The sequence below is a fragment of the Pseudomonas sp. zfem001 genome (genome assembly GCF_032621725.1).
Lineage (GTDB): Bacteria > Pseudomonadota > Gammaproteobacteria > Pseudomonadales > Pseudomonadaceae > Aquipseudomonas > Aquipseudomonas sediminis.
Genome location: NZ_JAVYJI010000001.1, coordinates 686155 through 711739 on the forward strand (window position 1 = coordinate 686155; position 25585 = coordinate 711739).

Below are 25585 nucleotides of genomic sequence, written 5' to 3' on the forward strand. Positions count from 1 at the left end.
CCGTGAGCATGCCCCTTCTTCGCCCTGCCCTGCTCGGCCTCGCCGTCAGCGCCACGCTGGCCGGTTGCACCGGTCTGCCGGATGAGCGCCTGGCGCGCGAAGCCCTGCAGAGCGGCGACCAGCAGACGGCCGAATGGCATTTCCGCCAGCTCGCCGAAATGGGCTACAGCGACGCGCAGATCGGCCTGGCCGACATCTACGCAGCCAATGGCCAGACTCAGGATCTGGATGAGGCCGAGCGTATTTACCGTCAGGCCCTCGACGGCTCACCGCGCGCCAAGGCGCGCCTCGGCAAGCTGCTGGCGCGCAAGCCCGGCAGCAGCCTGGCCGAGCGCCAGGAGGCCGCCGAGCTGCTGGAGAGCGCAGCGCAGGCTCACGAGCCCAGTGCGCTGCTGCCGCTGACCGAACTCTATCTGTTCTACCCACAGGACTTCCCCGCCATGAACCTTGCGCAACGTATCCAAGACTGGCGCCAGCAGGGTCTGCCCCAGGCAGAACTGGCGCAGATTCTTCTGTACCGCACCGATGGCACCTACGACCAGCACCTGGGCGAGATCGAGCGTATCTGCCAGGCACGCCTGGCCAGCAACGACGCCTGCTACGCCGAACTGGCCACCGTGTACCAGAAGCAGAACCGCGAAGACGACCGTCAGGCGCTGATCGAGCAACTGCTGGCGGGTTATCGCGCCGGCACTGTTTCGCCCAACCAGGTCGACTCCGTGGCCCAGGTACTCAGCGACCCTGAGGTCGGCCAGCCACAACCGCAGCAGGCACAAGACCTGCTCGAAGCCATCGCGCCGAACTATCCGGCCGCCTGGGTCAGCCTCGCGCGTCTGCTCTACGACTATCCGGGCCAGGGCGATACCGACACCCTGCTCGGTTATCTGGACAAGGGCCGTGCAGCGGCCCTGCCGCGCGCCGAGCTGCTGCTCGGACGCCTGTACTACGAAGGCAAGCTACTGCCGCAGGAGCCGAAGAAAGCCGAAGAACACCTGCGCAAGGCAGCGCCTAGCGAACCCAGCGCCAATTACTACCTGGGGCAGATCTACCTGCGCGGCTACCTCGGCGAGGTCTACGCCCAGCAGGCGCTCGACCACCTGCTTAGCGCCGCCCGTGCTGGCCAGCTCAGCGCCGACTTCGCCCTCGCGCAGATGTTCAGCCAGGGCCGTGGGGTTAAACCCAACCCGGTCAACGCCTACGTATTCAGTCAACTGGCCCTGCCGCGCAATACGCCACCGACCTTCGAGCTGGCGCATGAAGTGGCCGAGAGCCTGACCCCGGCACAACTGGCCGAGGGCCAACGCCTGCTGCGCGAGGAGCGTGATGCCCGCGGCATCGTCCTGCAGCAGCAGGCCGCCCTGCAGGTCAGCCAGCCATGAACAAGGATGCACGCATGCAGCTAAACCGTATCGTCAGCCAATTGGGGCTGGGCGCCAGCCTGCTGGCAGCCAGCGCTGCCTGGGCGGCGGATGCGCCGAAGAATTTCGGCCTGGATGTGAAGATCACCGCGCAATCGGAAGACGACCGCGACCTCGGCACCCGCTCGGGTGGCGACGTCAACGGTATCGGTCTCGACCTGCGCCCCTGGGTCTACGGCGAGCGTGGCGACTGGAGCGCCTTCGCCATGGGCCAGGCGGTTACCGCCACCGACACCATCGAAACCGACCCGTTGCAGGATGACGGCGAAGGCAGCGAACAACGCAGCGACGCACGCCAGCCGGACAAGAGCTACCTGGCCATGCGCGAATTCTGGGTCGATTACGCCGGCCTCACCGCCTACCCGGGTGAACACCTGCGCGTCGGCCGTCAGCGCCTGCGCAGCAACGAAGGCACCTGGTGGGACACCAATATCGAAGCCGTCAATTGGCGCTTCGATACCACCCTGCTGCAAGCCACGGTCGGCGTTGCCGAGCGCTTCTCCGATTACCGCACCGACCTCGATGACCTGGCGCCCGAAGACGAAGATCGCCAGCACTTCTTCGCCGGCCTCGACTACCAGTGGACGCCCGGCCACCGCATCGGCGCCAAGCTGCACCACAGCCGCGACGACGGCCGCCTGGCCAATCCTGGCGAGCGTGTCGACGAACTGAGCAAACGCTACACCGGTGACCTGACCTGGTTCGGCCTGCACGCCGACGGCGGCTTCTTCGAGCGCAATTCGCGCAATCGCCTCAACTACTGGGCGCAGCTGACCTGGCTGCAGGGCGATACCGATCAGTTGCAGCAGGAAGTGATCGGCAATGACCGTATCGCCACCGGCTCGCGTAGCCAGGATGTCGACGCCTGGGCGATGGACCTTGGCCTGCGCTACAGCCTCGATGACAACTGGAAGATCGGCGCCGCCTATGCCCGTGGTAGCGGCGGTGGCGATGAAGGCAAGTCACGCCAGTTCATGCAGACAGGACTGCACAGCAACCGCGCCAACTTCACCGGCGTCGAATCACGCCTGCACCGTTACGGCGAGGCCTTCCGCGGCGAACTGTCGAACCTGCAGGTGGCCAGTGCGTTCAGCTCCTGGCAACTGGGCGAGGACTACGACGCCAGCGTCGTCTATCACCGTTTCTGGCGCGTCGATGGCGACCAGGACGTCGGCGACAGCGGCATCACCGCACCGCTGGTAGCGGGCGAGAAAGACATCGGCCAGGAAGTCGACCTGGTGCTGACCCGCTACTTCAAGCAGGGCCTGCTGCCGGCCACCGTCGCCGAACAGCTGGATGATCGTTCGGCGCTGGTACGCCTGCGCGCCGGCGTGTTCCTGCCGGGCGACGCCTACGGCAGCGGCACCGATTCGGTGATGCACCGCGCCTTCGTCGACTTCATCTGGCGCTTCTGAGGGATCGGACCATGCAACCCAACGGCTTAGCCCTACCCCTGCTGCTCGGCGCACTGTGCCTCACCGCGCCCCTGGCCCAGGCCAACCCGACGCAGCACCAGTTCGACTACCGCGTGCGTAGCGCCCCGGCGGACGAACTGCATATGGAAGCGCCCAAACTGCCGGACCTATCCGGCTACACCAAGGAGGCCGTGCTGGCCAAGATCCCGCGTGAACAACGCGGTCAGGTGGTGGTGCGGCGCATGCTGCGCCAGGACGCGCTGAAGGATTTCACCGGTGGCAACGAGCGCCTGCGCGAGTGGATCAAACGCCAGCAGGGCATGCCCCAGGCGATCTTCATCGAAGGTGGCCTGGTCACCGCCCAGGATCTGGCCAAGGCGCTGCCCGACAGCCAGTTCGCCGAGCAGGAGCCGGGCGTGTACATCGCCCGCCTGCCCATCGTCGTCGCCGAGGGCGCGACGCTGCATGTGGGCAAGGAAACCCGCGAGCTGCGCCTGTCGCAGGAGCGCGGTTCGTTCCTGGTCAACGATGGTCAGATGTTCATCACCGACACCCGCGTCACCGCCTGGCGCGAGGCCGATAACGGCCCGGCGACCATGCGCGACAACGGCAAGGAGTTCCGCCCGTTTCTGGTGTCCTGGGGCGGCAGCGAGCTGTATATCGCCAGCAGCGTGCTGACCAGCCTGGGCTACGACAATTCCAAGTCCTACGGCGTATCGATCACCCAGTACACACCGAGCATGCACGAGCGCCTGCAACGTGAAGAGCCGACCGGCTGGCTGATCGACTCCGAGTTCGTCGATCACTGGTACGGCTTCTACTGCTACGAAGCGCAGAACGTGGTGATCAAGGGCAACACCTACCGCGACAACATCGTCTACGGCATCGACCCGCATGACCGCTCGCACGGCCTGATCATCGCCGAGAACACCGTGTTCGGTACCAAGAAGAAGCACGGCATCATCATCTCGCGCGAGGTCAACGACAGCTGGATCATCAACAACGAAAGCTACGACAACAAGCTCTCCGGCATCGTTATCGACCGTAGCAGCGAGCACAACCTGATCGCTTACAACCGCGTGCACGGCAACCATGCCGACGGCATCACCCTGTACGAAAGCGGCGACAACCTGCTGTGGGGCAACCAGGTGCTGCGCAACCAGCGCCATGGCATCCGCATCCGCAACAGCGAGAACATTCGCCTGTACGACAACCTCTCGGCGATGAACCAGCTGACCGGCGTGTACGGCCATATCAAGGACCTCTCCGACACCGACCGCGACCTGGACCTCGACCCGTTCGATACCAAGATCTCGATGATCATCGTCGGCGGCACCCTGGCCGGTAACGGCTCCAGCCCGATCAACATCGACTCGCCGCTGTCGGTCGAGCTGTACCGCGTGAAGATGCTTGCCCCGCGCAAGAGCAGCGGCATCCAGCTCGCCGGCATCCTCGGCGAAAAACAGGACGAAATCCTCGACCTCATGGTGCGCCAGCGCCTACCCGTGCTGATCGATCCGATCGAGCCCGAGAAACTGACCAATTGATGAGGCCAACGATGATCCCATCACCCTTCAAGTCCCTTTCCCTGGCCGTGGCCTGTGCCCTGGCCAGCACCGCCCTGCAGGCGCAAGAGCGCCAGGCGCCGCAGTATCAGGTCGAAGACTGCTGCTCGCTGTGCCCGGCTGCGCACGACGCCAGCCGCTACACCACCAACTACATGAAGAACTTCGTCACCCTGCTCGATGCCGAGGAAGGCTGGCTGTTTCGCAGCGTCGAAGACCTGCGCACCGAGTTCGGCACCAGTGAAGTCGGCTACCAACGCCTCAAGGAGCTACGTGACGGCCTCAAGCAACGCGGCGTGGAACTGGTGGTGGTCTACCAACCGACCCGCGGCCTGGTCAATCGCAACAAGCTGTCGCCCGCCGACTACCAGCGCTTCGACTACGACAAGGCGCTGCGCAACTACCGCCAGGCGCTGACCCGCTTCGAGCAACTGGGTATCTGGGTGCCGGACCTGACGCCGCTGACCGACGAAAACAGCGACAAGGAGTTCTACTTCCGCCGCGACCAGCACTGGACGCCCTACGGTGCCGAGCGCACCGCACGGCTGGTGGCCGAGACGGTCAAGCGCATCCCCGGTTTCGAAGATATTCCGCAGAAGGAATTCGTCACCGAACGCATCGGCCTGATGGGCAAGACCGGCACTATGCAGAACGTCGCCAGCCAGCTGTGCGGCACCGGCTACGCGGTGCAATACGTCGATCAGTTCATCACCGAACCGAAGGACGCCAGCGATGGCGACGCGCTGTTCGGCGACGAGAGCAGCCCGAAGATCACCCTGGTCGGCACCAGCCACAGCGGCAAGAACTACAACTTCGGCGGCTTTCTCGAAGAGTACCTGGGCACCGACGTGCTCAACGCAGCCTTCCCGGGTGGCGGCCTGGAAGGCGCGATGCTCGAGTACCTGGCCAGCGATGCCTTCCAGAACGACCCACCGCAAGTCCTCATCTGGGAGTTCTCGCCGCTCTACGACCTGGCTTCCGACCGCATCCACCGCCAGCTGATGGCCAGCCTGAGCAATGGCTGCAGCGGCCAGACCGAGGTGCTCGCCAGCGAGAAGCGCCTGCATCCGGGCAGCAACGAAATCCTCGTCAATGGCGAGAACAAGCTGCTGACCCTGGCCGGCAATCGCCACCAGCTCGACCTGCGTTTCAGCGACCCTGCGGTCAAGCGCGTCGACGCCACCATCTGGTACCTCAACGGCCGCCGCGAACAGCTCAAGCTGGAGAAACCCAACACCGTCGATACCGACGGCCGTTTCACCGTCGAGTTGCGCGACGAGCCGGGCTGGGGTGAGCAGAACTTCTTCGCCCTGGAAATCCAGAAGCCCGAAGACAGCGCCGACGACCTGAAAGTCCAGGCCAGCCTGTGCCAACGCCCGAGCGGCACCAGCCAGCAAGTCGCGCAGCACGACTGAGGAGGCCACCATGCCCATACGACTCGCTCCCTTGACCCTGATGGCCGTGCTGCTCAGCGGCCCGGCCTTTGCCGAACTGCAACCGCCAGCGGGCTACTACGCCGCCGTCGGCCAGCGCGACGGCAAGGCCCCCGCCTGCCCGGCGGTGCCGCAGCCGTATACCGGTGAGCTGCAGTTCACCAGCAAGTACGAGGGCTCCGACAAGGCGCGCGCCACGCTCAACCGCCAGGCGGAGAAGAACTTCCGCAAGCAGACCGAGGGCATCGTCCGTCTGGAGAAGGAAGGCGGACGGATGATCACCAGCTACATGCGCACCGGTCAGCCGGAGCGCCTGGAGTGCGCCATCGAATGGCTCGACCAGTGGGCCAGTGCCGATGCGCTGGAGTCCGAGCAGTTCAACCACACAGGCAAGTCGATGCGCAAATGGGCGCTCGGCAGCCTGGCCGGCGCCTGGCTGCGCCTGAAGTTTTCCGAGTCGCAGCCACTGGCCGCCTACCCGCAGCAGAGCGCACGCATCGAGGCCTGGTTCACCCGCCTGGCCGAACACACGGTACGCGAGTGGAGCGACCTGCCTCTGCGCAAGATCAACAACCACAGTTACTGGGCCGCCTGGTCGGTGATGGCGGTGGCGGTCATCGATGATCGTCGCGACCTGTTCGACTGGTCCGTCAGTCAGTTCCGCATCGCCGCCAACCAGGTCGATGACGAAGGCTACCTGGCCAACGAGATGCGCCGTAGCCAACGCGCCCTGGCCTACCACAACTACGCCCTGCCGCCGCTGGCGATGATCGCTGCGTTCGCCGAGGCCAATGAAGTCGACCTGCGCGGCGAGAACCATGGCGCCCTGCAGCGCCTGGCCGAACGCGTACTGCAAGGTGCGCGCGACCCGGCTGCGTTCGCCCAGCGCACCGGCTCCAAGCAGGACATGAGCGAGCTGCGCAAGGACTTCAAGTACGCCTGGCTGGCGCCCTACTGCAGCCTCTACGCCTGCAGTGAAGAGACCCGCGAACTGAACCAGGAGATGGGGCCGTTCAACAGCTTCCGCCTCGGTGGCGAGGTGACCCAGGTATTCGGCGGGGGCGGCTAGCCCTCTCCCCCGGCCCCTCTCCCGCAAGCGGGCGAGGGGAGAAAGCTACACACCGTTCAAGCTCCCTCTCCCATTCATGGGAGAGGGTTGGGGAGAGGGCAAGAACCACTCCCTACGCCCGGTAAGCAGGGCAAACACAAACCCTCCGCTCGCGGGGGGAAAGGGGGGCGCTGCCCCGGCTGTTCACGGAGAAGCACGGATGGTCTTTTCATCCAACGTCTTTTTGTTCCTGTTTCTGCCGATCTTTCTCGGCCTGTACTACCTGTGCCCGAATCGCGGGCGCAACCTGCTGATCCTGATTGGCAGCTACGCCTTCTATGCCTGGTGGCGGGTGGATTTCCTCCTGCTGTTCGCCGCCGTGACGCTGTGGAACTACGTCTTCGGCCTGCGCATCCAGGCGCATGCCGGCACAGAGGCGGCGCGCCGCTGGGTGGTCGCAGGTGTGGTCGGCAACCTTGCCACCCTGGGCTACTTCAAGTACGCCAACTTCGGCGTGGCCAACATCAACGCCGTGCTCGAATCGATGGGGATGGAGCCCTTCGTCCTCACGGCGGTGATCCTGCCGATCGGTATTTCCTTCTACATCTTCCAGTCGATCAGCTACCTGATCGACGTGTACCGCCGCGATACCGAGCCAACGCGCAACCTGATCAACTTCGCGGCCTTCATTGCTCTGTTCCCGCAACTGATCGCCGGCCCGGTGCTGCGCTACAAGGACCTGGCCGACCAGTTCACCGACCGCACCCACAGCCTCGACAAGTTCAGTGAAGGCGCCACGCGCTTCATGCAGGGCTTCGTCAAGAAGGTATTCATCGCCGACAGCCTGGCACCGCTGGTGGACCACTGCTTCGCCCTGGAAAACCCCAGCACCGGCGATGCCTGGCTGGGCATGATCGCCTACACCGCGCAGCTCTACTTCGACTTCTCCGGCTATAGCGACATGGCCATCGGCCTGGGCCTGATGATGGGCTTTCGCTTCATGGAGAACTTCAACCAGCCCTATATCAGCCAGTCGATCACCGAGTTCTGGCGGCGCTGGCACATCAGCCTGTCCACCTGGCTGCGCGACTACCTGTACGTACCGCTGGGCGGCAACCGCCACGGCACCTTTAACACCTACCGCAACCTGTTCCTGACCATGCTGCTGGGCGGTTTCTGGCACGGCGCCAACTGGACTTTCCTGATCTGGGGCGCCTGGCACGGCATGTGGCTGGCCATCGAACGCGCCCTCGGCGTGAAAGCCGCACCGATTGTGTTCAACCCGCTGAAATGGGCTTTCACCCTGCTGCTGGTGATGCTCGGCTGGGTGATCTTCCGCGCCGAGAATCTGCAGGTGGCCGGGCGCATGTATGCCGCGCTGTTCAGCTTTGCTGACTGGCAATTGAGCGAGTTGACCCTGGCGCGCATCACCGGGCTGCAGATGGTCACGCTGGTGCTGGCCTGGGTAGTGATCGCTGTCAACGGCGCCCGCCAGTTCCTCGCCAGCCGCAACCATGAGCCGGGCCTGACCCTGGCCAGTGCCGGCATTGCCCTGCAAGCCGTCGACCTGCGCCTGGTGGCCATGCGCGGCGCCCTGCTGCTGTTGTTCTGCGTCTCGCTGCTCAAGCTCTCGGCGCAGAGCTACTCCCCCTTCCTGTACTTCCAGTTCTGAGCGGAGGCCGACAATGAATCGCCCCATCAAGACCCTGTATGTCGCGCTGTTCGCCCTGCTGCTGTTGCCGGCCAGCCTGCTCGCCCTGACCAAGCTCGCCGACTACCACATGCCAGCGCAGCCGAGTGTGCTCGACGGCGGCCTGGCCAAGAGCTTCGAGCGTCACTACGACGAGAACTTCCCGCTCAAGCAGGCCGGCATCAACCTCTGGGCCGCCGTGGAATACCTGGCATTCGGCGAGGGCCGCAGTGGCCTGGTGATCGGCGAAGACGGCTGGCTGTATTCGGACGAAGAGTTCGATCCGGTGGTCGACGGTCAGCGTCAGCTGCGCGACAACCTGGCGCTGATTCGTGGTGTACAGCGTCAGCTCGAGGAGCGCGATATCCAACTGATTCTGGCCATCGTCCCGGCCAAGACGCGTCTGTACCCGGAGCACACCGGTAGCCATCGCCCCAGCGCTCTGCAGCGCAGCCTGTACCCGCGTTTTCACCGCGCGGTGCGCAACGCCGGGATCGCCGCGCCGGATCTGCTCGCACCGCTGCAGGCAGCCAAAGCCGACGCCCCGGTGTTCCTGCGTACCGACACCCACTGGACTCCGGAAGGCGCCGACGTCACAGCCAAGGCGCTGAGTGACGTGGTGCACAGCGCCATACAACTGCGTGGCGAGCCACAGCAGTTCGTCACCGAAACCGTGGAAACCCGCACGCACGAAGGCGACCTGACTCGCTTTCTGCCGCTGGCACCGCTGTTCGAAAACCTGATGCCGCAGGCCGACCGCTTGCAGCAGCGTGAGACCCAAGCCGCCGAAAGCAGTAGCGACGACCTGTTCGGCGACAGCGACCTGCCGGTGACGCTGGTCGGCACCAGCTACAGCGCCAACCCGGCCTGGAACTTCGCAGGCGCCCTGCGTGAGCACCTGCAGCGCGATCTGGCCAACCACGCCGAGGAAGGCGGCGGCCCGCTGGTGCCGATGCTCAAGTACCTGCAAAGCGACGAGCTTGAGGACCACCCGCCACAGCTGGTGATCTGGGAATTCCCCGAGCGTTATCTGCCGATGGCCAGCGATTTCACCGATTTCGACCCGCAATGGCTCGCCGCACTCAAAGACGGCGGCGAGCGCCAGGGGCTGGCTGCTGCCAGTCACTGATTCATCCCCCAAGGAGGACTATCCGATGACAACTCAAACCACCCTACGCCGCTTCACCCTGGGCGCCTGCGCCCTGGCCCTCGGCCTCGGCATGTTCCAGGCACAGGCCGATGACGGCGCCCTTTACGGGCCCAAGGCACCGAAAGGCTCGGCCTTCGTCCGCGCCTACAACGCCAGCAGCGCCGAACTCGATGTCAGCGTCGGCCAGACCCAGCTCAAGCAGATCTCGCCGCTGGGCTCCAGCGACTTCAAGTTCCTTCCGGCCGGCAGCTATCAGGCCCAGGTCGGTAACGCACAGATGGCGGTGGATCTGCAGGCCGCGCGTTACTACACCCTGGTCAGCCAGACCGGCGCCGAGCCGCGCCTGGTCGAGGAGCCGCCCTTCACCAGCCGCCAGAAAGCGCTGCTGCGTGTACAGAACCTGACTGACAGCACCCTCAGCCTGAAGACCGCAGACGGCAAGACTGCCGTGGTCGCCGACGTCAAACCTGACGGCCGTGGCGACCGCGAGATCAACCCGGTGAAGGTTGGCCTGGCGCTGTTCGACGGTGAGCGCAAGGTCGCCGACCTGAAACCGGTCACCCTCGGGCGCGGCGAAGTCGTCAGCCTGTTCGTCACTGGCGGTCAGGGCAAGTTGTCACCGGTATGGGTCAAGCGCCCCATCGACGGTTAAGGAGACTCTGAAATAGCCGTCATTCCCGCGCAGGCGGGAATCCAGAACCTGCGTAGTCCCTGGGCTCCCGCCTTCGCGGGAGTGACGATAAATGGCTTTTTTCAGAACCTTCTTAAGGCAGCGAGTTTTTTGAGAACAAGGAAAACGGCGGGTACACGTCGCACCGACACGACACGGGCAAACCACTTGATCAATCGCTCAGGAGAGACACAACCATGACCCCCATCATCCTTTCCGGTGGCAGCGGCTCGCGACTCTGGCCTCTTTCGCGCAAGCTGTATCCCAAGCAGTTCCTCGCCCTGACCGGTGAGCAGACGCTGTTCCAGCAGACCCTGCAGCGCCTTTCCATCGAGGGCATGCAACCACCCGTGCTGGTGGCCAACCAGGAGCACCGTTTCATCGTGCTCGAGCAGTTGGAGCAGATCGACCTGCAGGCACAAATGCTCCTGCTCGAACCCTTCGGCCGCAACACGGCACCGGCTGTAGCCATGGCGGCCCTGCAACTGATCGCCGAAGGCCGTGACGAGCTGATGCTGGTGCTCCCAGCCGACCATGTGCTGGACGATCAGCAAGCCTTCCGCCAGGCCCTGGCGCTGGCCACCGTGGCCGCCGAAAAAGGCGAGATGGTGCTGTTCGGCGTGCCGGCCGACCGTCCGGAAACCGGCTACGGCTATATCCGCGGCCAGGCCGACGGCACCCTGCCCGACGGCGTGGCGCGTGTGGCCAACTTCGTCGAGAAACCCGACGCCCAGCGCGCCACCGAGTACGTGAAGAGCGGCGATTACTACTGGAACAGCGGCATGTTCCTGTTCCGCGCCAGCCGCTTCCTCGAAGAGCTCAAGCACCACGATGTGGACATCTACGACACCTGCCTGCTGGCGCTGGAACGCAGCCAGCGCGACGGCACGCAGATCGCCATCGACCCAGCTACCTTCGCCTGCTGTCCGGACAACTCCATCGACTACGCGGTGATGGAGAAGACCAGCCGCGCCTGCGTGGTGCCGCTGGCCGCTGGCTGGAACGATGTCGGCAGCTGGTCGTCGATCTGGGAAGTACACGACAAGGACGACGCCGGTAACGTGACCAAGGGCGACGTGGTGATCGAGGACAGCCGCAACTGCCTGATCCATGGCAATGGCAAGCTGGTGTCGGTGCTCGGCCTGGACGACATCGTCGTGGTGGAAACCAAGGACGCCATGATGGTGGCGCACAAGGACCGCGTGCAGGACGTCAAGAAGCTGGTTGGCAAGCTCGACGAGCAGGGTCGCTGCGAGACCCAGAACCACTGCGAGGTCTACCGCCCTTGGGGTTCGTACGACTCGGTGGACATGGGCGGCCGCTTCCAGGTCAAGCACATCACCGTCAAACCGGGCGCGCAGCTGTCGCTACAGATGCACCACCACCGTGCCGAGCACTGGATCGTGGTGTCCGGTACCGCCAAGGTGACCTGCGACGATAAAGAGTTCCTGCTCACCGAGAACCAGTCCACCTACATCCCGATGACCTCGGTACACCGCCTGTCCAACCCGGGCAAGATCCCGCTGGAGATCATCGAGGTGCAGTCCGGCACCTACCTCGGTGAGGACGATATCGAGCGCCTGGAAGATGTATACGGTCGCAGCGATGCAGTAGCCGCCGGTGCCGCACACTGAATGAACCGTGGGAGGGACTTTATCCGCGATGACGTTCGCGGCTAAAGCCCCTCCCACTGCTCATGCCTGCCTCCCAAGCTGTCACACCCTGCGACAGCCCACGCGGTTACCCTGACAAAGCACCTTGTGTAGGATGAACGCAGACTTCGCAAAAAGGCTGCCCTCATGCTGTTCGGTGTCGTACTCGTCATCACCTGGCTGATCCTGCTGATTCGCTACCCGACCAAGGCCCTGCCGGTGTCCATGGCCGCGCTGGTCGGGCTCGGCCTGGTGGCCACCTGGGTGCTCTGGCAGGAAAGCCAGGACGAGCGCTACCTCGCCCATCTCGAACTGCGCCTGAGCTACGACCCGCAGCGCTGCCACGCTGATCGCCCACTGGCCATCGACCTGAAAAACGGCAGCGACGCCGCCCTGCTGGAGCTGCGCTGGGAAGTCGCCGCCTACCGCCCAGGCAACGCCACCAACCTGGCCCAGCGCCTTTACGAGTCGCCACGCTACAGCGGCCCCGGCGAGCTGCTGCCGGACGCCAGCTGGAGCGACTGCATGCCCCTGCCCGACCTGCGCAGCGGCTATCGCCCGGCTACGCTGGAGTTTCGCGCCGAGCGCCTGCAAGGCAAATTCATTCGATAACCTGTAGGAGCGAGCTCTGCTCGCGAAGTTTGCGGCGTCATACGCGTTCGCGAGCAGAGCTCGCTCCTACAGCTCGACATCCGTTGCCAGCCCCGTAGGGCGGACTCAGGAGCCTAGGCGAACTGTCCGCCATCACCTCAAGCCAAGCCTGCTAAGCTGCAGCCCCATTCGCGTCTCAGGGAGTCCCGCGCATGCCTCAACCCAGCGTTCTCATCACTGGTTGTTCCAGCGGCATCGGCCGCGCCCTGGCCGACGCCTTCAAGGCGGCTGGCTACGCGGTGTGGGCCACGGCACGCAAGGATGGTGACCTTGCGGCGCTCGAGCAGGCGGGGTTCCACGCAGTGCAACTCGACGTCAACGATGGCAGCGCGCTGCAGCAGCTAGCCACACGCCTGAGCGAGGAAATCGGCGGCCTCGATGTACTGATCAACAACGCTGGCTATGGCGCCATGGGCCCGCTGCTCGACGGCGGCGTGGAAGCCATGCAGCGACAGTTCGAAACCAACGTGTTCTCCATCGTCGGCGTCACCCGCGCCTTCTTCCCCCTGCTGCGTCGCAGCCGTGGCCTGGTGGTCAATATCGGCAGCGTTTCCTCGGTACTGGTAACGCCCTTCGCCGGTGCTTACTGTGCCTCCAAGGCAGCGGTGCATGCCTTGAGCGATGCCCTGCGCATGGAGCTGGCGCCCTTCTCCATCGAGGTGATGGAAGTGCAGCCAGGCGCCATCGCCTCCAGTTTCGGCGCCAATGCCAGCCAGCAGGCCGAGGCGCTGATCCGCGAGGATTCGCCCTGGTGGCCGCTGCGCGACGGCATCCGCGCCCGCGCTCGCGCCTCGCAGGACAACCCGACCCCGGCCAACGACTTTGCCGCGCAACTGCTGACCGCGGTGCAGCGCGACACACGCCCACGCCTGCTGCGCCTGGGCAATGGCAGTCGCGCCCTGCCGCTGCTCGCCACACTGCTGCCCAAGGCGCTGCTGGAACGGGTTCTGCGCAAACGTTTCGGCCTGGCGCAGCAGCTGTGAGCCAGCGCCTGCCCGTGCGCTACTACGCCGTTGCGGGAGTGATCGCCGCCGTGCTGCTGAACCTGTTGCTGCGCACCTTCGTGCGTCTGGGCGGTGTGTTCACCACCCTGCTGATCGCCGCCGCCATCGCCGCCGGTCTGGCACTGGTGTTTCACTGGCGAAGCGGGCGCGCGCCGAGCAACACCGAGCGCTGGCGCTTAACCCTGCTCTATGGCGGCGCGCTCGGGCTGCTCTACCTCGGCTTGCTGGGCATGATGTACCTGCAGGACACGCCCAGCCCCATGGGCCTGTTTCTGTTCAGCCTGCACTACCTCTGCTACCCGGTGCTGGCCTGGCTGGCGTTTTCGCCACGTTATGGCCGCTGATTCCGCCAGGAAACCATCTGCATGCTGCATACCCTCGCCGTCGCCAACTACCGCTCGATCAACAGCCTGATCCTGCCGCTGGGCCAGCTCAACCTGATCACCGGCGCCAACGGCAGCGGCAAGTCCAACCTCTACCGCGCCCTGCGCCTGCTGGCGGAAACCGCACAAGGTGGCGTGGTCAACGCGCTGGCGCGCGAAGGCGGGCTGGAGTCGAGTTTCTGGGCCGGGCCGGAGAAGATTTCCCGGCGCATGCGCAGCGGTGAGGTGCCCGTACAGGGCGGTCCACGGCAGAACGTGATGCGTCTACGCCTGGGGTTTGCCGGTGATGATTTCGGCTATGCCATCGCCCTGGGTCTGCCCGAGCCGAGCACTTCGGCCTTCGCCCTCGACCCGGAGATCAAGCGCGAATGCATCTGGGCCGGCGCCAGCTATCGCCCCGCCTCACTGCTGGTGGATCGCGCCGGGCCCATGGTGCGAATGCGTGAAGGACGCAGCTGGCAGGTATTGGCCCAGCACGTGCCGAACTACGACAGCCTGTTCGACCAGATCGGCAACGACCCGAATTGCCCGGAAGTCTTCCAGCTACGCGAAACCATCCGCCGCTGGCGCTTCTACGATCACTTTCGCAGCGATGCCGAGGCACCCGCGCGCCAACCGCAACTGGGCACGCGTACGCCAGTGCTGCATCACGATGGCCGTGACCTGGCAGCCGCGCTGCAGACCATCCGCGAGATAGGCGACCGCGCCGCACTGGACGCCGCCATCGACGACGCCTTTCCCGGCAGCCGTCTGCATATCGACTTTCAAGCGGGCGGGCGCTTCGCCGTGGAGCTGCGCCAGGAAGGCTTGCTGCGCCCGCTGAGCGCTGCAGAACTGTCCGACGGTACGTTGCGCTACCTACTTCTGGTCGCCGCCCTGCTCACGCCACGGCCGCCTTCATTGATGGTGCTCAACGAGCCGGAAACCAGCCTGCATCCGGATCTGTTGCCAGCACTCGGTCGCCTGATCATCGCCGCCTCGAAGCAGACCCAGGTATGGGTCGTCTCCCATGCCAGCCGCCTGATCGCCACGCTCAAGGAAAGCCCCGACTGCAACACCCTGGAGCTGGACAAGCAGCTCGGTCAGACCTGCATCCGCGGCCAGGGCATGCTCGACGAGCCGCCTTGGCATTGGCCGGATTAAGACGTCCGTAGGGTGCACCGCGCGCACCGGCTTCTGATCGCTATCAGCTACGGTCCTGCAAAGCGCGGTGCGCACAGCGCAGCCTACGTGTTCTCACAGCCCGTCGAGATAGCGCTCAACATCCAGCGCCGCCATGCAGCCTGCACCGGCCGAAGTGATCGCCTGGCGATAGACCGAGTCGGCCACGTCGCCGGCAGCGAACACGCCAGGAATGCTGGTCGCGGTGGCATTGCCCTCGCGCCCGCCATTGACCACCAGGTAACCATCCTTCAGCGCCAGCTGGCCTTCGAACAGGCTGGTATTGGGGGTATGACCGATGGCGACGAACAGCCCTTCGACACTCAGCTCGCGGTAGGCGCCGCCGTATTGCTTCAGGCGCACGCCGGTAACGCCGCTGGCATCGCCCTGCACCTCGTCCACCTCCGCATTGAGCTGCAGCTCGATCTTGCCCTCGGCAATACGCGCACGCAGCTTGTCCTGCAGGATCTTCTCGGCACGGAAGGTCTCACGGCGATGGATCAGCGTGACCTTGCTGGCGATATTGGCCAGGTACAGCGCCTCTTCCACAGCCGTATTGCCGCCACCGACCACCGCGACCTCGCGACCGCGATAGAAGAAGCCGTCGCAGGTCGCGCACGCCGAAACGCCGCGGCCCATGAACGCCTCCTCACTGGGCAGCCCCAGGTAACGCGCGCTGGCACCGGTAGCGATGATCAGCGCGTCGCAGCTATAGGTACCGCTGTCGCCAACCAGGGTGAACGGCTTGCCGGCCAGATCCACGGCGTTGATATGGTCGAAGACGATCTCGGTTTCGAAACGCTCGGCATGCTCCTGCATGCGCTGCATCAACGCCGGCCCGGTCAGGCCATGGGGATCGCCCGGCCAGTTGTCCACTTCGGTGGTGGTGGTCAGTTGGCCACCGGCCTGGATACCGGTGATAAGCAGCGGTTTCAGGTTGGCGCGCGCGGCATACACCGCCGCGCTGTAACCGGCAGGGCCTGAACCCAGGATGATGACGCGGGCATGACGAACGGCGGACATCGCTAACTCCTCGCAGGCCCACAGGGCCGGCAGGCCAGAATAAAAAGGGACTCTCGAAGCACTAGGGGAAGGCTTGGAAGAATGAGAGCCCCGCAAAAGCGAAACTGTGCGCAAGGCTATCCAGGCCGCCGGGCCAGCGGAAATATCCATTACCAATTCCGCGAATAGAATCCGACTATGGCTGCCAGGCGCCCATCTGAACTTTCGCCTCGGCGGCGAAGTCGGTATGGTCGCGCGCATCAACCACTCAGGAGACCGCCATGCCCGCCGCTCCCGTCCTGTCCGGCCCGCAATACCTGCGAGAAGGCCTGAGGCTGGTACTCAGCCCCGGCCTGCGCCTGTTCGTGCTGCTGCCGCTAGCGGTCAATCTGATTCTGTTCGTCACCATGATCAGCTTTGCCGTGCAGCAGTTCAGCGGTTGGGTCGACACCTTCATGCCCACTCTGCCGAGCTGGCTGAGCTTTCTGCAGTACATCCTCTGGCCGCTATTCGTGGTGCTGGTACTGCTGATGGTGTTCTTTACCTTCACCCTGCTGGCCAACATCATCGCCGCGCCCTTCAATGGCTTTCTCGCGGAAAAGGTCGAGGTGGTTGCGCGTGGCGAGGATCACTTCCCGCCGTTCAGCTGGGCCGAACTGGCCGCCATGGTGCCGCGCACCATGGGCCGCGAGATGCGCAAGCTGGCCTACTTCCTGCCACGCGCCATCGGCCTGCTGATCCTCAGCTTCATTCCGGTGGTGAACCTGGTCGCCGCGCCACTGTGGTTGCTGTTCGGCGTGTGGATGATGGCCGTGCAGTACATCGACTACCCGGCGGACAACAACAAGATGAGCTGGCAGGACATGCTCGCCTGGCTGCGCGAGAAACGTTGGCAAAGCCTGAGCTTCGGCGGCATCACCTACGCCGCGCTGCTGGTGCCGGGGCTGAATATCCTGATGATGCCGGCCGCCGTGGCCGGCGCCACGCTGTTCTGGGTGCGCGAGCGCGGCGAGCAGGCGCTAGGTTCGCGCAAGGACATCGTGTAAGGCCTGCATCGACGCCTGCGACTCGCGCTCGATGCGCCGGCGCATGAACAGGCCATTGGCCAGGCGCATCGGCCAGCCAGCGAAACCGTATTCGAGGGTGCGCACAAACTCGCAGCCGCCCTCCACCGCCAGGCATTCGTAGGTCAGCAGCAAATGCAGGCCATGCTCGCCCTGGGCGCTGGCCTGCCAACGCTGGGCCGGCTGATAGTCGAGCACGTCCCAGCGCAGATGCCCGGCGCGACCGCCAGCATGGATGTCCTCCTCGAAACGCTCGCCCGCAAGCAACACACCCTCGCGGCCATAGATGCGCAGTGACGATGGGTGCCACTGCGGCCAGTGGCTTGGCGCTGCGGCGTAGGCCAGCACGTGCTCGGCAGGCTGGGCGATAGTGATCCGGTGTTGCTGGCGGTTCTGCTGATGAATCGCCTCCGGCTCCCAGTGCAGAGTCCCGTACAACCAGTCCATCAGCGGATGGACGATGCCGAAGTTGCGCGCCTGCATCAATTCACGGCGATGGTGCAGCGCATGCAGACGGCGCATCTGGCGAATCCACGGCAAGCGTGACACCGGGTGTTCGGCCGGAAGATGCTCGCAGGCATGCACCACTTCGTAGGTCATATAACCCAGCAGCATGCTGCCGGCGAACAGTGCGGCGAAGTTGCCGTCGAGCTGAGACAGCAGCCACCAGGCGGCGAAAGTGGGCAGGCCGAACAGAACGATAAGCCAGGCCGGGAACAGGATCACCCGCCAGTCGCGCGCCGTTTCGTAGGGCATAAGCGTCTCGACGAAGAAGCTGTGGTGATCACCGGTGTGGCGCTTGTAGAAGAGTTTGCCGAAGCGCGTCTTGTTGTGGCCGAGGCGCTTGTGCACTTGGTATTCGCCCCAGCTGAAGAACACCAGCGTCGTCGGCACCAGCAGCCACTGCCAGGACGCCACGGCCTCCAGCGTACTCCCAAGCCAGCCGATGCAGAGTAGCCCGTAGGCCAGCACGAAAACCGCGTGCAGCCAGGGGTTGTACCGCGGATGGATGGCAGCCCGGTAGTCGCTGCGAAAAGCCTGGGCGTTGTCGTTGTTGTAGGCCATGGTGCTCTCCTGTGGATTGACAGAAGTCTAGGCCTGGCCAAATCATTCGAATAATGGATATTTGAAAAGAGCATTATCCTTGATAAAGAATTTGCGCCAGCTCGACCTCAACCTGCTGCTGGTCTTCGATGCCTTGATGCAGGAGGGCAATCTGACCCGCGCGGCCCAGCGTCTGCACCTGAGCCAGTCGACGGTCAGCAACGCCCTCGCCCGTCTGCGTCAGCAACTGGGCGAGGAGTTGTTCCAGCGCACCGCGCGCGGCATGACGCCGACCGCGCGCGCTCTGGCGCTTTACCCACCCGTGCGTCAGGCGCTGCACTTGCTGCAGGCCGGCCTCGGCCCGGCAGAGCCTTTCGATGTGCAGGCGCCACACGTGTTCAGCCTGTCGCTCAACGACTACGCCCAGGCCGCGCTGCTGCCGATGCTGCAGGCGCATCTGGCCCGTGTCGCGCCACAGGTGGAGGTTGTCGCGCACAGCGACGACGCCGACAACCTGCTGCCGCGCCTGGAGAGCGGTGCCCTGGACCTGGCCATCGATTATCTGCACGTCGATTCGCCCGACCTGCATTACGCGCCCCTGCGCGAGGAGGCATTGGTGGTGATCGGGCGCAAGGATCATCCAGCCTTCGTCGGCGGCCTCAGCCTCAAGAATTACCAACAGGCCCGCCATGTGATCGTGACGCCGCGAGCAGGACGTGGCTCACCACTGGAAATCGTCCTGGGTTCGGCCAAGGTTCGGCGCCAGGCTGCGCTGCATCTGCCCAACTACCTGCCGATTCCCGCTATCGTCGCTCACACCGATCTGCTCGGCACCGTACCGGTACGCCTGGCCGACGCCTTCGCGCCGCTGTTCGCCCTACAGGTCGCGCCGCTGCCTTTCGACATGCCCGCCGTGCAGATCAGCCTGATCTGGCATCGCCAGCAGCACCACGACCCGGCACATGTCTGGCTACGCGAACAACTGCACGGCCTGCTCGCCTGACACATAACCGCAATCGAAACGTCATGTGCACTACATGACCCGGGCAGAGACTGGGCTTATGAACGCACCGTCTCTGCATATCGCGCTGATCAGCGAAACCTTCCCGCCGGAAGTCAACGGCGTGGCCAACACCCTCGGCCGCCTGGTCGACGGCCTGCGTGGCCGTGGCCACCGCGTGCAACTGATACGGCCGCGCCAGGACATCGACCACGCGCAGGACGCCGACGATGACCTGCTGCTGACCCGCGGCTGGCCGTTACCTGGCTACCCCGGCCTGCAATGGGGCCAGTCGTCGCTGCACAAGCTGCTCAGGCGCTGGCAGCGGCAACGCCCCGACGTGCTCTATATCGCCACCGAAGGTCCGCTGGGGCTCTCCGCCCTGCGCGCAGCCAGGCGCCTGGCGATCCCGGTGGTCAGCGGTTTTCACACCAATTTCCAGCAGTACACCGGGCACTACGGCATCGGCCTGCTGACCCGGGCCATGACCAACTACCTGCGCTGGTTTCACAACCGCACGCAACTGACCCTGGTGCCGAGCATTGGCCAGAAGGTCGACCTCGAACGCCGCGACTTCGAGCGGCTGGCCCTGCTCGCCCGCGGCGTCGACAGCCAGCTGTTCCATCCACGCCGGCGCAGCGACGCCCTGCGCGAAAACTGGGGCCTGGGGCCGGATGATCTGGCCGTGCTGCATGTCGGACGCCTGGCTGCAGAGAAGAATCTCGGTCTGCTGGTCAAGGCCTTCAAAGCCTTGCAGCAGGCTCACCCACAACGCCGTATGCGCCTGATTCTGGTGGGGGACGGACCACTGCGCGCCAGCCTGCAGGCGCAGCTACCGGAAGCGCTGTTCTGCGGTCTGCAGCGCGGTGAAACGCTGGCCGAGCACTACGCGTCAGGTGACCTGTTTCTGTTTCCCAGCCTGTCGGAAACCTTCGGCAACGTGGTGCTGGAAGCCCTGGCCTCGAGCCTCGGCGTGGTGGCATTCGACCAGGCAGCGGCCGCCCAACATATCCATCACGGCCACAACGGCCTGCTCGCCCGTCCCGGTGACGAGGCAGGCTTCTGCGAAGCCGCCTGTGAATTACTGGGTGATGCGGAGGTACTGCGGCATATCCGCCTCAACGCCCGCCGACATGCCAGCCATCTGAGCTGGGACGGCATCGTCGCGCTGTTCGAACAGCACCTGCGCAGTGCCATGCAGCCACGCCCAAAGATCGCTCATGTCAGTAGCCCGGATGAAATCCGAGGCGGGATGCAAGATGGCTAAACCGTAGGGCGGGTGAAAACCGCCATTGGTAAAGGGCTGGCGGGTTTCACCCGCCCTACGCCAGCACATCCGCTCATAACATACAGACGTAAAAAAGCCCCGATGTGCCGGGGCTGAAAACGGGGCGTCGGATCGCGACGCCCGATAGAAACGGCCTCAGACCAGCGTGGTCAGCGCATCGCGGCTGAACGGCAGGATGTCCTGCTCGCGGCCTTCACGCACCTTCAGCGCCCAATCCGGGTCGACCAGCAGCGCACGGCCTACGGCAACCAGGTCGAACTCTTCCTTGTTCAGGCGCTCAAGCAGGTTCTCCAGGCTGGCCGGCTCGGCCACCTTGTCGGTCTTGACCATGAACTGCAGGAACTCGCCATCCAGGCCGACGCTGCCGACGGTGATGGTCGGCTTGCCGGTGAGCTTGCGCGTCCAGCCGGCCAGGTTGAGGTCGCTGCCTTCGAACTCCGGCTCCCAGAAGCGGCGGGTCGAGCAGTGGAAGATGTCCACGCCGGCATCGGACAGCGGTTTGAGGAAGGCCTCCAGTTGTTCCGGGGTCTGCACCAGGCGCGCGGTGTAGTCCTGCTGCTTCCACTGCGAGTAACGCAGGATGATCGGGAAGTCCGGGCCGACCGCGGCACGCACGGCCTGGATCAGCTCGATGGCGAAACGCGAACGCGCCGCCAGATCACCACCGTACTGGTCGGTGCGCTGGTTGCTGCCTTCCCAGAAGAACTGGTCGATCAGGTAACCGTGGGCGCCGTGGATCTCCACGCCGTCCATGCCAATGGCCTTGGCGTCGCTTGCAGCCTGGGCGAAGGCGGCGATCACCTCATCGATATCGGCCTGGGTCATGCCATGCACCACCACCTGACCGTCCTTGAGCTTCTCCATCGGGCCATAGCCGGGCACGCTGGCATCCGGCTCGGTGCCCAGTTTGCGCACGTTACCCACGTGCCAGAGCTGCGGGACGATCTTGCCGCCTTCGGCATGTACGGCGTCGACCACCTGCTTCCAGCCGGCCAGGGCATCTTCGCCGTAGAAACGCGGCACGTTCGGGTAGCCGTTGGCCGCCTTGTGCCCGACGGTGGTGCCCTCGGTGACGATCAGGCCTACACCTGCGGCTGCACGGCGACGGTAGTACTCGACGACCTTGGCGTTGGGCACGCCACCGGGCGAGAAGGAGCGGGTCATCGGCGCCATGACCACACGGGTCGGCAGCTCCAGGTTACCGAGGCGGAACGGGGCGAACAGGGCTTGAACGGGAGCGCTCATCATCTTTCCTCTGGGGTTGAACGGTTGATCAGGCCTGCAGCAAACGCTCCAGGCGGGTGACGAAAGCGTGCAACGGCTGCAGGTTGCGGCCCACCTTGAGGCGAGCCAATACGCCCTGCCAGGCGTCGCTGATAAAGGTGGCGAGGTTGCCGCAATCCTCATCGGCCGGCAGTTCACCGGCGACCTGCGCCTGCTCCAGGCAGTCGCGCAGGATGTCCACCGAGGCCTGCTGAATCGCCGCAACCTCGGCGCCGATCGCCGGCAGCATCTCGCTCATCTCGAAACTCAGGCTGCCGATGAAGCAGTGGTACTGCGGCGTGTCCTGCCTGGCGAAATGCGCCAGCAGATCGCGGTAGTAAGCGAGGATGCGTGCACGCGGGCTCAGCGCCGGGTCGTTCAGCGCCTGGGCATAACGCGCCAGCCGAGGCCGATAGATGAAAGCCAGCGCCTGCAGGGCGAAGTCTTCCTTGCTGGCGAAGTAGTGATAGAAGCTGCCCTTGGGAATCCCGGCCGCCTGGACGATCTCCAGCACGCCAGTGCCGTGGTAGCCGCGCCGGGTCATCACCGCCGAGCCTTTGCTCAGAATCAGGTCGCGCTTGTCGAGTCGAATGCTGTTCATGGCGCCGAGCATATGACCGGTCGTCTCGCTCGCGACAGCACTATTAATATTGGTGATTAAGGATTAGAAAACACAACACGAATGCCCACGACAGAACAGGTAGGAGCGAGCTCTGCTCGCGAAGCCTTTGGCTTACAGGATTCGCGAGCAGAGCTCGCTCCTACAGATCAGGGCTGCAGCCAGATCAGCGAGGCGAAACGCCCGGTGCGGGCACTGCGGCGGTAGGAATAGAAGCGCGCATCGTCGTAGGTGCACAGCCCGCCACCGCTGACGGCAGTCACACCGATAGCAGCGAGGCGAATACGCGCCAGCTGGTAGATATCAGCCATGAATTTGCCGGCGTTGGCACCAGGTACGAATGCATTGGCAGCCTCGGCATGCTGTTGCACGAAGGCCTCGCGCACTTCAGTCCCAACCTCGAACGCAGCCGGGCCGATGGCCGGGCCGAGCCAGACCAGCAGCTCTTGCGGTGCAACGTTCAGCGCCTTGACGGTCGCCTCCAGCACACCACCAGCCAGCCCGCGCCAACCGGCATGGGCCGCTGCCACGCGGGTACCGGCGCGGTCACAGAACAATGCTGGCAGGCAATCGGCGGTCATCGCTGTGCAGGCGATACCTGGGGTGGCCGTCCAGTTGCCATCGGCTTCAATGACTGTCGCCGGATCGGCTTCGGCCACCACGATGCCATGCACCTGACGCAGCCAGGCAGGCTGGCAACCCAGAGCCTCAACCAGATGCTGACGATTGCTCGCTACCGCAATCGGGTCGTCCTCGACATGATCGCCCAGGTTGAAGGTATCGAACGGCGCAGCGCTGACACCGCCACTGCGCGTGGTGACGCAAGCCCGCACGTTGGCTGGCGCAGGCCAGTCGGGCGTCAGCCAATCGTGGACACTCACCCGACGAAGGCCTCGCGATCCTGACGCAGCAGGGTCAACAGCCACACCAGATCATCCGGCAGCGCCGACTCCCACTTCATGCGCTTGCCGGTAGCCGGGTGATCCAGCTCGAGAAAGCGCGCGTGCAAGGCCTGACGCGGAAACTCCTTGAGGCTCTGCACCAGAGTCGGGCTGGCAGCTGGCGGAATGCGGAAACGCCCGGCGTAGACAGGGTCGCCCACCAGCGGATAGCCAACGTGGGTCATGTGTACGCGAATCTGATGGGTACGCCCGGTTTCCAGCTTGACCCGCACATGGGTGTGCGAGCGGTAGCGCTCGAGCACACGGTAGTGACTGATCGCCGGCTTGCCGCCATCGGTCACCGCCATGCGCTGGCGCTGGCTGGAGCTGCGCCCAATCGGCGCATCGATGGTGCCGCCAGCGGTGATCACACCGATGCTGATGCATTCATAGATGCGGCTGACAGAGCGCTTCTGCAGTTGCTCGACCAGATTGGTCTGCGCCTGCAGGGTCTTGGCCACCACCATCAGGCCAGTGGTGTCCTTGTCCAGACGATGGACGATGCCGGCACGCGGCACGTTGATGATGTCCGGCACATGGTGCAGCAGCGCATTGAGCAGGGTACCGTCGGCATGTCCGGCTGCCGGATGCACCACCAAGCCTGCGGGCTTGTCGATGACCAGCAGGTGTTCGTCTTCATAGACGATGTTCAGTTCGATGTCCTGCGCGATCCACTCGCCCTGCGCTTCCTGCTCGGCATCGAGCACCAGCGTCGAACCGGCATGCACGGTATCGCGCGGGCGCGCCACGGCGCCATCGACAGTCAGGCGGCCCTCCTTGATCCAGGTGGAAAGGCGCGAACGGGAGAACTCGCCAAACAGCTGCGCAGCCACCTGGTCGAGGCGTTGACCGCCCTGTTCAAAGGGGACGACGGCCTGGAGTTGAATCAGCTGCTTGTTTATAGAAGTCATCTTCGGCAACGGCGGGAGCCTGGCCTTTGGTTTCGGCGACAGGCTTGTGGTTAAATACGGCGTCTTTGCCCCAGGGGTTTCCGGGGGCGCTCATCATAACAGGACGGCCGCGCGGCCGTCACAGGGACGCAAGCCGCCATGCAAGTGAAACACCTGCTGCTGATCGCCATCCTCGCCCTTACCGCCGCCTGCTCTTCCAAGCAGCCGGAGGTCGATGAAAACCTCAGCGAGGTGGAGCTGTACCAGCAGGCCCAGGCCGACCTGGACAACCGCAGCTACACCCAGGCCATCGCCAAACTGAAGGCGCTGGAGTCGCGCTATCCGTTCGGGCGCTACGCCGAGCAGGCGCAGCTGGAACTGATCTACGCCTACTACAAGAATGCCGAGCCGGAAGCCGCCAAGTCCTCCGCCGAGCGCTTCATCCGCCTGCACCCGCAGCACGCCAACGTCGACTACGCCTACTACCTCAAGGGCCTGGCCTCGTTCGACCAGGACCGCGGCCTGCTGGCTCGCTTCCTGCCGCTGGACATGACCAAGCGCGACCCGGGCGCCGCACGCGACTCCTACAACGAGTTCGCGCAGCTCACCAGCCGTTACCCGACCAGCCGTTACGCCCCGGATGCCAAACAGCGCATGATCTACCTGCGCAACCTGCTGGCCGCCTATGAGATCCACGTAGCCCACTACTACCTGACCCGCCAAGCCTATGTAGCTGCCGGCAACCGTGGCCGCTATGTGGTGGAAAACTTCCAGGAAACCCCGTCGGTCGGTGATGGCCTGGCGATCATGACCGAGGCTTATCAGCGTCTGTCTCTGGACGACCTGGCTGCCACCAGCCTGGAAACCCTCAAGCTCAACTACCCTGACCACCCGAGCCTGGAAAGCGGCCAGTTCGTACCGCTCGAAGAGGAAGCCGACAATCGCTCCTGGCTGGCCAAGGCCACTCTGGGCCTGATCGAAACCGACACGCCGCTGCCGCCGGGCGAAACCCGCGCCAGCCAGGACGTGATCCGCCAGTACGAAGACGCCGCACAGCAGATTCCGCGCGAACTACAGCAAGATGCCAAGACCGGCGAAACCGCCAAGAAGCGGTCGATCTGGAGCTACCTGACCTTCGGTCTGTTCGACTGATCGATGCACGACAGAACAAGGGAGGCCTCGGCCTCCCTTTTTTGTGCCTGCGGATGTCATCCAGGCTCAGTGCCGCCGCTCT

Annotated in this window: 23 protein-coding genes; 17 read left to right on the forward strand and 6 right to left on the reverse strand. The window is 64.6% G+C overall.

What is annotated here, in order from left to right:
* The first annotated feature begins 2 nt into the window (after positions 1-2).
* From algK to RTH74_RS03470, 13 genes are all read left to right on the forward strand, one after another.
* Entirely contained in the window at positions 3-1379 is a 1377-nt protein-coding gene (algK, locus tag RTH74_RS03410) for an alginate biosynthesis TPR repeat lipoprotein AlgK (RefSeq protein WP_316913750.1), read from the forward strand.
* A gap of 14 nt (positions 1380-1393) precedes the next feature.
* Positions 1394-2833, forward strand: a complete 1440-nt coding sequence (locus tag RTH74_RS03415) for an alginate export family protein (RefSeq protein WP_316914309.1) — start codon at positions 1394-1396, stop codon at positions 2831-2833.
* Between the two features lie 11 nt (positions 2834-2844).
* Positions 2845-4380, forward strand: a complete 1536-nt coding sequence (gene algG / locus RTH74_RS03420; RefSeq protein WP_316913751.1) for a mannuronan 5-epimerase AlgG — start codon at positions 2845-2847, stop codon at positions 4378-4380.
* Between the two features lie 11 nt (positions 4381-4391).
* On the forward strand, positions 4392-5813 hold the full coding sequence (locus RTH74_RS03425; RefSeq protein ID WP_316913752.1) for an alginate O-acetyltransferase: 1422 nt from the start codon (positions 4392-4394) through the stop codon (positions 5811-5813).
* Between the two features lie 10 nt (positions 5814-5823).
* Entirely contained in the window at positions 5824-6900 is a 1077-nt protein-coding gene (locus RTH74_RS03430; protein WP_316913753.1) for a mannuronate-specific alginate lyase, read from the forward strand.
* A 199-nt stretch (positions 6901-7099) separates the two neighbouring features.
* Positions 7100-8551 (forward strand): MBOAT family protein, encoded by a 1452-nt coding sequence (locus RTH74_RS03435; RefSeq protein ID WP_316913754.1) that lies wholly within the window; start codon positions 7100-7102, stop codon positions 8549-8551.
* A gap of 13 nt (positions 8552-8564) precedes the next feature.
* A complete protein-coding gene (locus tag RTH74_RS03440) occupies positions 8565-9698 on the forward strand; it encodes an alginate O-acetyltransferase (protein WP_316913755.1) in 1134 nt (377 codons plus the stop codon).
* A gap of 25 nt (positions 9699-9723) precedes the next feature.
* Positions 9724-10371 carry an alginate O-acetyltransferase AlgF gene (locus tag RTH74_RS03445; protein WP_099522390.1) on the forward strand — a complete coding sequence of 216 codons (648 nt, stop codon included), beginning with the start codon at positions 9724-9726 and terminating at the stop codon, positions 10369-10371.
* Between the two features lie 215 nt (positions 10372-10586).
* Positions 10587-12023 carry a mannose-1-phosphate guanylyltransferase/mannose-6-phosphate isomerase gene (locus RTH74_RS03450; RefSeq protein ID WP_316913756.1) on the forward strand — a complete coding sequence of 479 codons (1437 nt, stop codon included), beginning with the start codon at positions 10587-10589 and terminating at the stop codon, positions 12021-12023.
* A gap of 165 nt (positions 12024-12188) precedes the next feature.
* Entirely contained in the window at positions 12189-12653 is a 465-nt protein-coding gene (locus RTH74_RS03455) for a multidrug transporter (RefSeq protein WP_316913757.1), read from the forward strand.
* Positions 12654-12844: 191 nt separating this feature from the next.
* Complete coding sequence (locus RTH74_RS03460) at positions 12845-13675, forward strand: SDR family oxidoreductase (protein ID WP_316913758.1); 831 nt, start codon at positions 12845-12847, stop codon at positions 13673-13675.
* Positions 13672-14040 (forward strand): hypothetical protein, encoded by a 369-nt coding sequence (locus RTH74_RS03465; protein ID WP_316913759.1) that lies wholly within the window; start codon positions 13672-13674, stop codon positions 14038-14040. The genes RTH74_RS03460 and RTH74_RS03465 overlap by 4 nt, the downstream gene beginning before the upstream one ends.
* A 21-nt stretch (positions 14041-14061) precedes the next feature.
* Positions 14062-15222, forward strand: a complete 1161-nt coding sequence (locus RTH74_RS03470; RefSeq protein ID WP_316913760.1) for an AAA family ATPase — start codon at positions 14062-14064, stop codon at positions 15220-15222.
* 93 nt (positions 15223-15315) lie between these two features.
* Here the strand turns inward: RTH74_RS03470 and trxB are convergent, their stop codons facing one another.
* On the reverse strand, positions 15316-16263 hold the full coding sequence (trxB, locus tag RTH74_RS03475; RefSeq protein WP_112210471.1) for a thioredoxin-disulfide reductase: 948 nt from the start codon (positions 16261-16263) through the stop codon (positions 15316-15318).
* 260 nt (positions 16264-16523) lie between these two features.
* Here trxB and cysZ point away from each other — a divergent pair, with 260 nt between their 5' ends.
* Positions 16524-17288 carry a sulfate transporter CysZ gene (gene cysZ / locus RTH74_RS03480; protein WP_090336985.1) on the forward strand — a complete coding sequence of 255 codons (765 nt, stop codon included), beginning with the start codon at positions 16524-16526 and terminating at the stop codon, positions 17286-17288.
* Here cysZ and RTH74_RS03485 read toward each other — a convergent pair.
* Positions 17262-18371 (reverse strand): SRPBCC family protein, encoded by a 1110-nt coding sequence (locus RTH74_RS03485; protein WP_316913761.1) that lies wholly within the window; start codon positions 18369-18371, stop codon positions 17262-17264. The two genes, cysZ and RTH74_RS03485, sit on opposite strands and share 27 nt — an antisense overlap.
* Before the next feature lie 79 nt (positions 18372-18450).
* Between RTH74_RS03485 and RTH74_RS03490 the strand changes: the two genes are divergently transcribed.
* A complete protein-coding gene (locus tag RTH74_RS03490; protein WP_316913762.1) occupies positions 18451-19353 on the forward strand; it encodes a LysR family transcriptional regulator in 903 nt (300 codons plus the stop codon).
* 34 nt (positions 19354-19387) lie between these two features.
* Positions 19388-20617 (forward strand): glycosyltransferase family 4 protein, encoded by a 1230-nt coding sequence (locus RTH74_RS03495; protein ID WP_420713112.1) that lies wholly within the window; start codon positions 19388-19390, stop codon positions 20615-20617.
* A gap of 156 nt (positions 20618-20773) precedes the next feature.
* Here the strand turns inward: RTH74_RS03495 and RTH74_RS03500 are convergent, their stop codons facing one another.
* The 4 genes from RTH74_RS03500 to rluD form a co-directional block, all read right to left on the reverse strand.
* Entirely contained in the window at positions 20774-21883 is a 1110-nt protein-coding gene (locus RTH74_RS03500) for an NADH:flavin oxidoreductase (protein WP_316913764.1), read from the reverse strand.
* Between the two features lie 28 nt (positions 21884-21911).
* A complete protein-coding gene (locus tag RTH74_RS03505; RefSeq protein ID WP_316913765.1) occupies positions 21912-22502 on the reverse strand; it encodes a TetR family transcriptional regulator in 591 nt (196 codons plus the stop codon).
* A 167-nt stretch (positions 22503-22669) separates the two neighbouring features.
* The gene (pgeF, locus tag RTH74_RS03510) at positions 22670-23401 is read right to left on the reverse strand and encodes a peptidoglycan editing factor PgeF (RefSeq protein WP_316913766.1); all 732 of its coding nucleotides are present in this window, start codon (positions 23399-23401) and stop codon (positions 22670-22672) included.
* Positions 23398-24372 carry a 23S rRNA pseudouridine(1911/1915/1917) synthase RluD gene (rluD, locus tag RTH74_RS03515; protein ID WP_106732813.1) on the reverse strand — a complete coding sequence of 325 codons (975 nt, stop codon included), beginning with the start codon at positions 24370-24372 and terminating at the stop codon, positions 23398-23400. Before rluD ends, pgeF begins: the two co-directional genes overlap by 4 nt.
* Before the next feature lie 138 nt (positions 24373-24510).
* On the opposite strand from rluD, the gene RTH74_RS03520 reads away from it, so the two are divergent.
* Entirely contained in the window at positions 24511-25503 is a 993-nt protein-coding gene (locus tag RTH74_RS03520; protein WP_106732812.1) for an outer membrane protein assembly factor BamD, read from the forward strand.
* Positions 25504-25585 lie beyond the last annotated feature (82 nt).

Coding starts and splice junctions, on each gene's coding strand:
- RTH74_RS03520 (WP_106732812.1), top strand. CDS start 24,511: ATGCAAGTGAAACACCTGCTGCTGATCGCCATCCTCGCCCTTACCGCC.
- rluD (WP_106732813.1), bottom strand. CDS start 24,372: ATGACTTCTATAAACAAGCAGCTGATTCAACTCCAGGCCGTCGTCCCC.
- RTH74_RS03470 (WP_316913760.1), top strand. CDS start 14,062: ATGCTGCATACCCTCGCCGTCGCCAACTACCGCTCGATCAACAGCCTG.
- RTH74_RS03500 (WP_316913764.1), bottom strand. CDS start 21,883: ATGAGCGCTCCCGTTCAAGCCCTGTTCGCCCCGTTCCGCCTCGGTAAC.
- RTH74_RS03455 (WP_316913757.1), top strand. CDS start 12,189: ATGCTGTTCGGTGTCGTACTCGTCATCACCTGGCTGATCCTGCTGATT.
- RTH74_RS03460 (WP_316913758.1), top strand. CDS start 12,845: ATGCCTCAACCCAGCGTTCTCATCACTGGTTGTTCCAGCGGCATCGGC.
- RTH74_RS03435 (WP_316913754.1), top strand. CDS start 7,100: ATGGTCTTTTCATCCAACGTCTTTTTGTTCCTGTTTCTGCCGATCTTT.
- RTH74_RS03485 (WP_316913761.1), bottom strand. CDS start 18,371: ATGGCCTACAACAACGACAACGCCCAGGCTTTTCGCAGCGACTACCGG.
- RTH74_RS03495 (WP_420713112.1), top strand. CDS start 19,388: ATGACCCGGGCAGAGACTGGGCTTATGAACGCACCGTCTCTGCATATC.
- RTH74_RS03505 (WP_316913765.1), bottom strand. CDS start 22,502: ATGAACAGCATTCGACTCGACAAGCGCGACCTGATTCTGAGCAAAGGC.
- cysZ (WP_090336985.1), top strand. CDS start 16,524: ATGCCCGCCGCTCCCGTCCTGTCCGGCCCGCAATACCTGCGAGAAGGC.
- trxB (WP_112210471.1), bottom strand. CDS start 16,263: ATGTCCGCCGTTCGTCATGCCCGCGTCATCATCCTGGGTTCAGGCCCT.
- RTH74_RS03445 (WP_099522390.1), top strand. CDS start 9,724: ATGACAACTCAAACCACCCTACGCCGCTTCACCCTGGGCGCCTGCGCC.
- RTH74_RS03415 (WP_316914309.1), top strand. CDS start 1,394: ATGCAGCTAAACCGTATCGTCAGCCAATTGGGGCTGGGCGCCAGCCTG.
- algG (WP_316913751.1), top strand. CDS start 2,845: ATGCAACCCAACGGCTTAGCCCTACCCCTGCTGCTCGGCGCACTGTGC.
- RTH74_RS03450 (WP_316913756.1), top strand. CDS start 10,587: ATGACCCCCATCATCCTTTCCGGTGGCAGCGGCTCGCGACTCTGGCCT.
- RTH74_RS03425 (WP_316913752.1), top strand. CDS start 4,392: ATGATCCCATCACCCTTCAAGTCCCTTTCCCTGGCCGTGGCCTGTGCC.
- RTH74_RS03430 (WP_316913753.1), top strand. CDS start 5,824: ATGCCCATACGACTCGCTCCCTTGACCCTGATGGCCGTGCTGCTCAGC.
- RTH74_RS03440 (WP_316913755.1), top strand. CDS start 8,565: ATGAATCGCCCCATCAAGACCCTGTATGTCGCGCTGTTCGCCCTGCTG.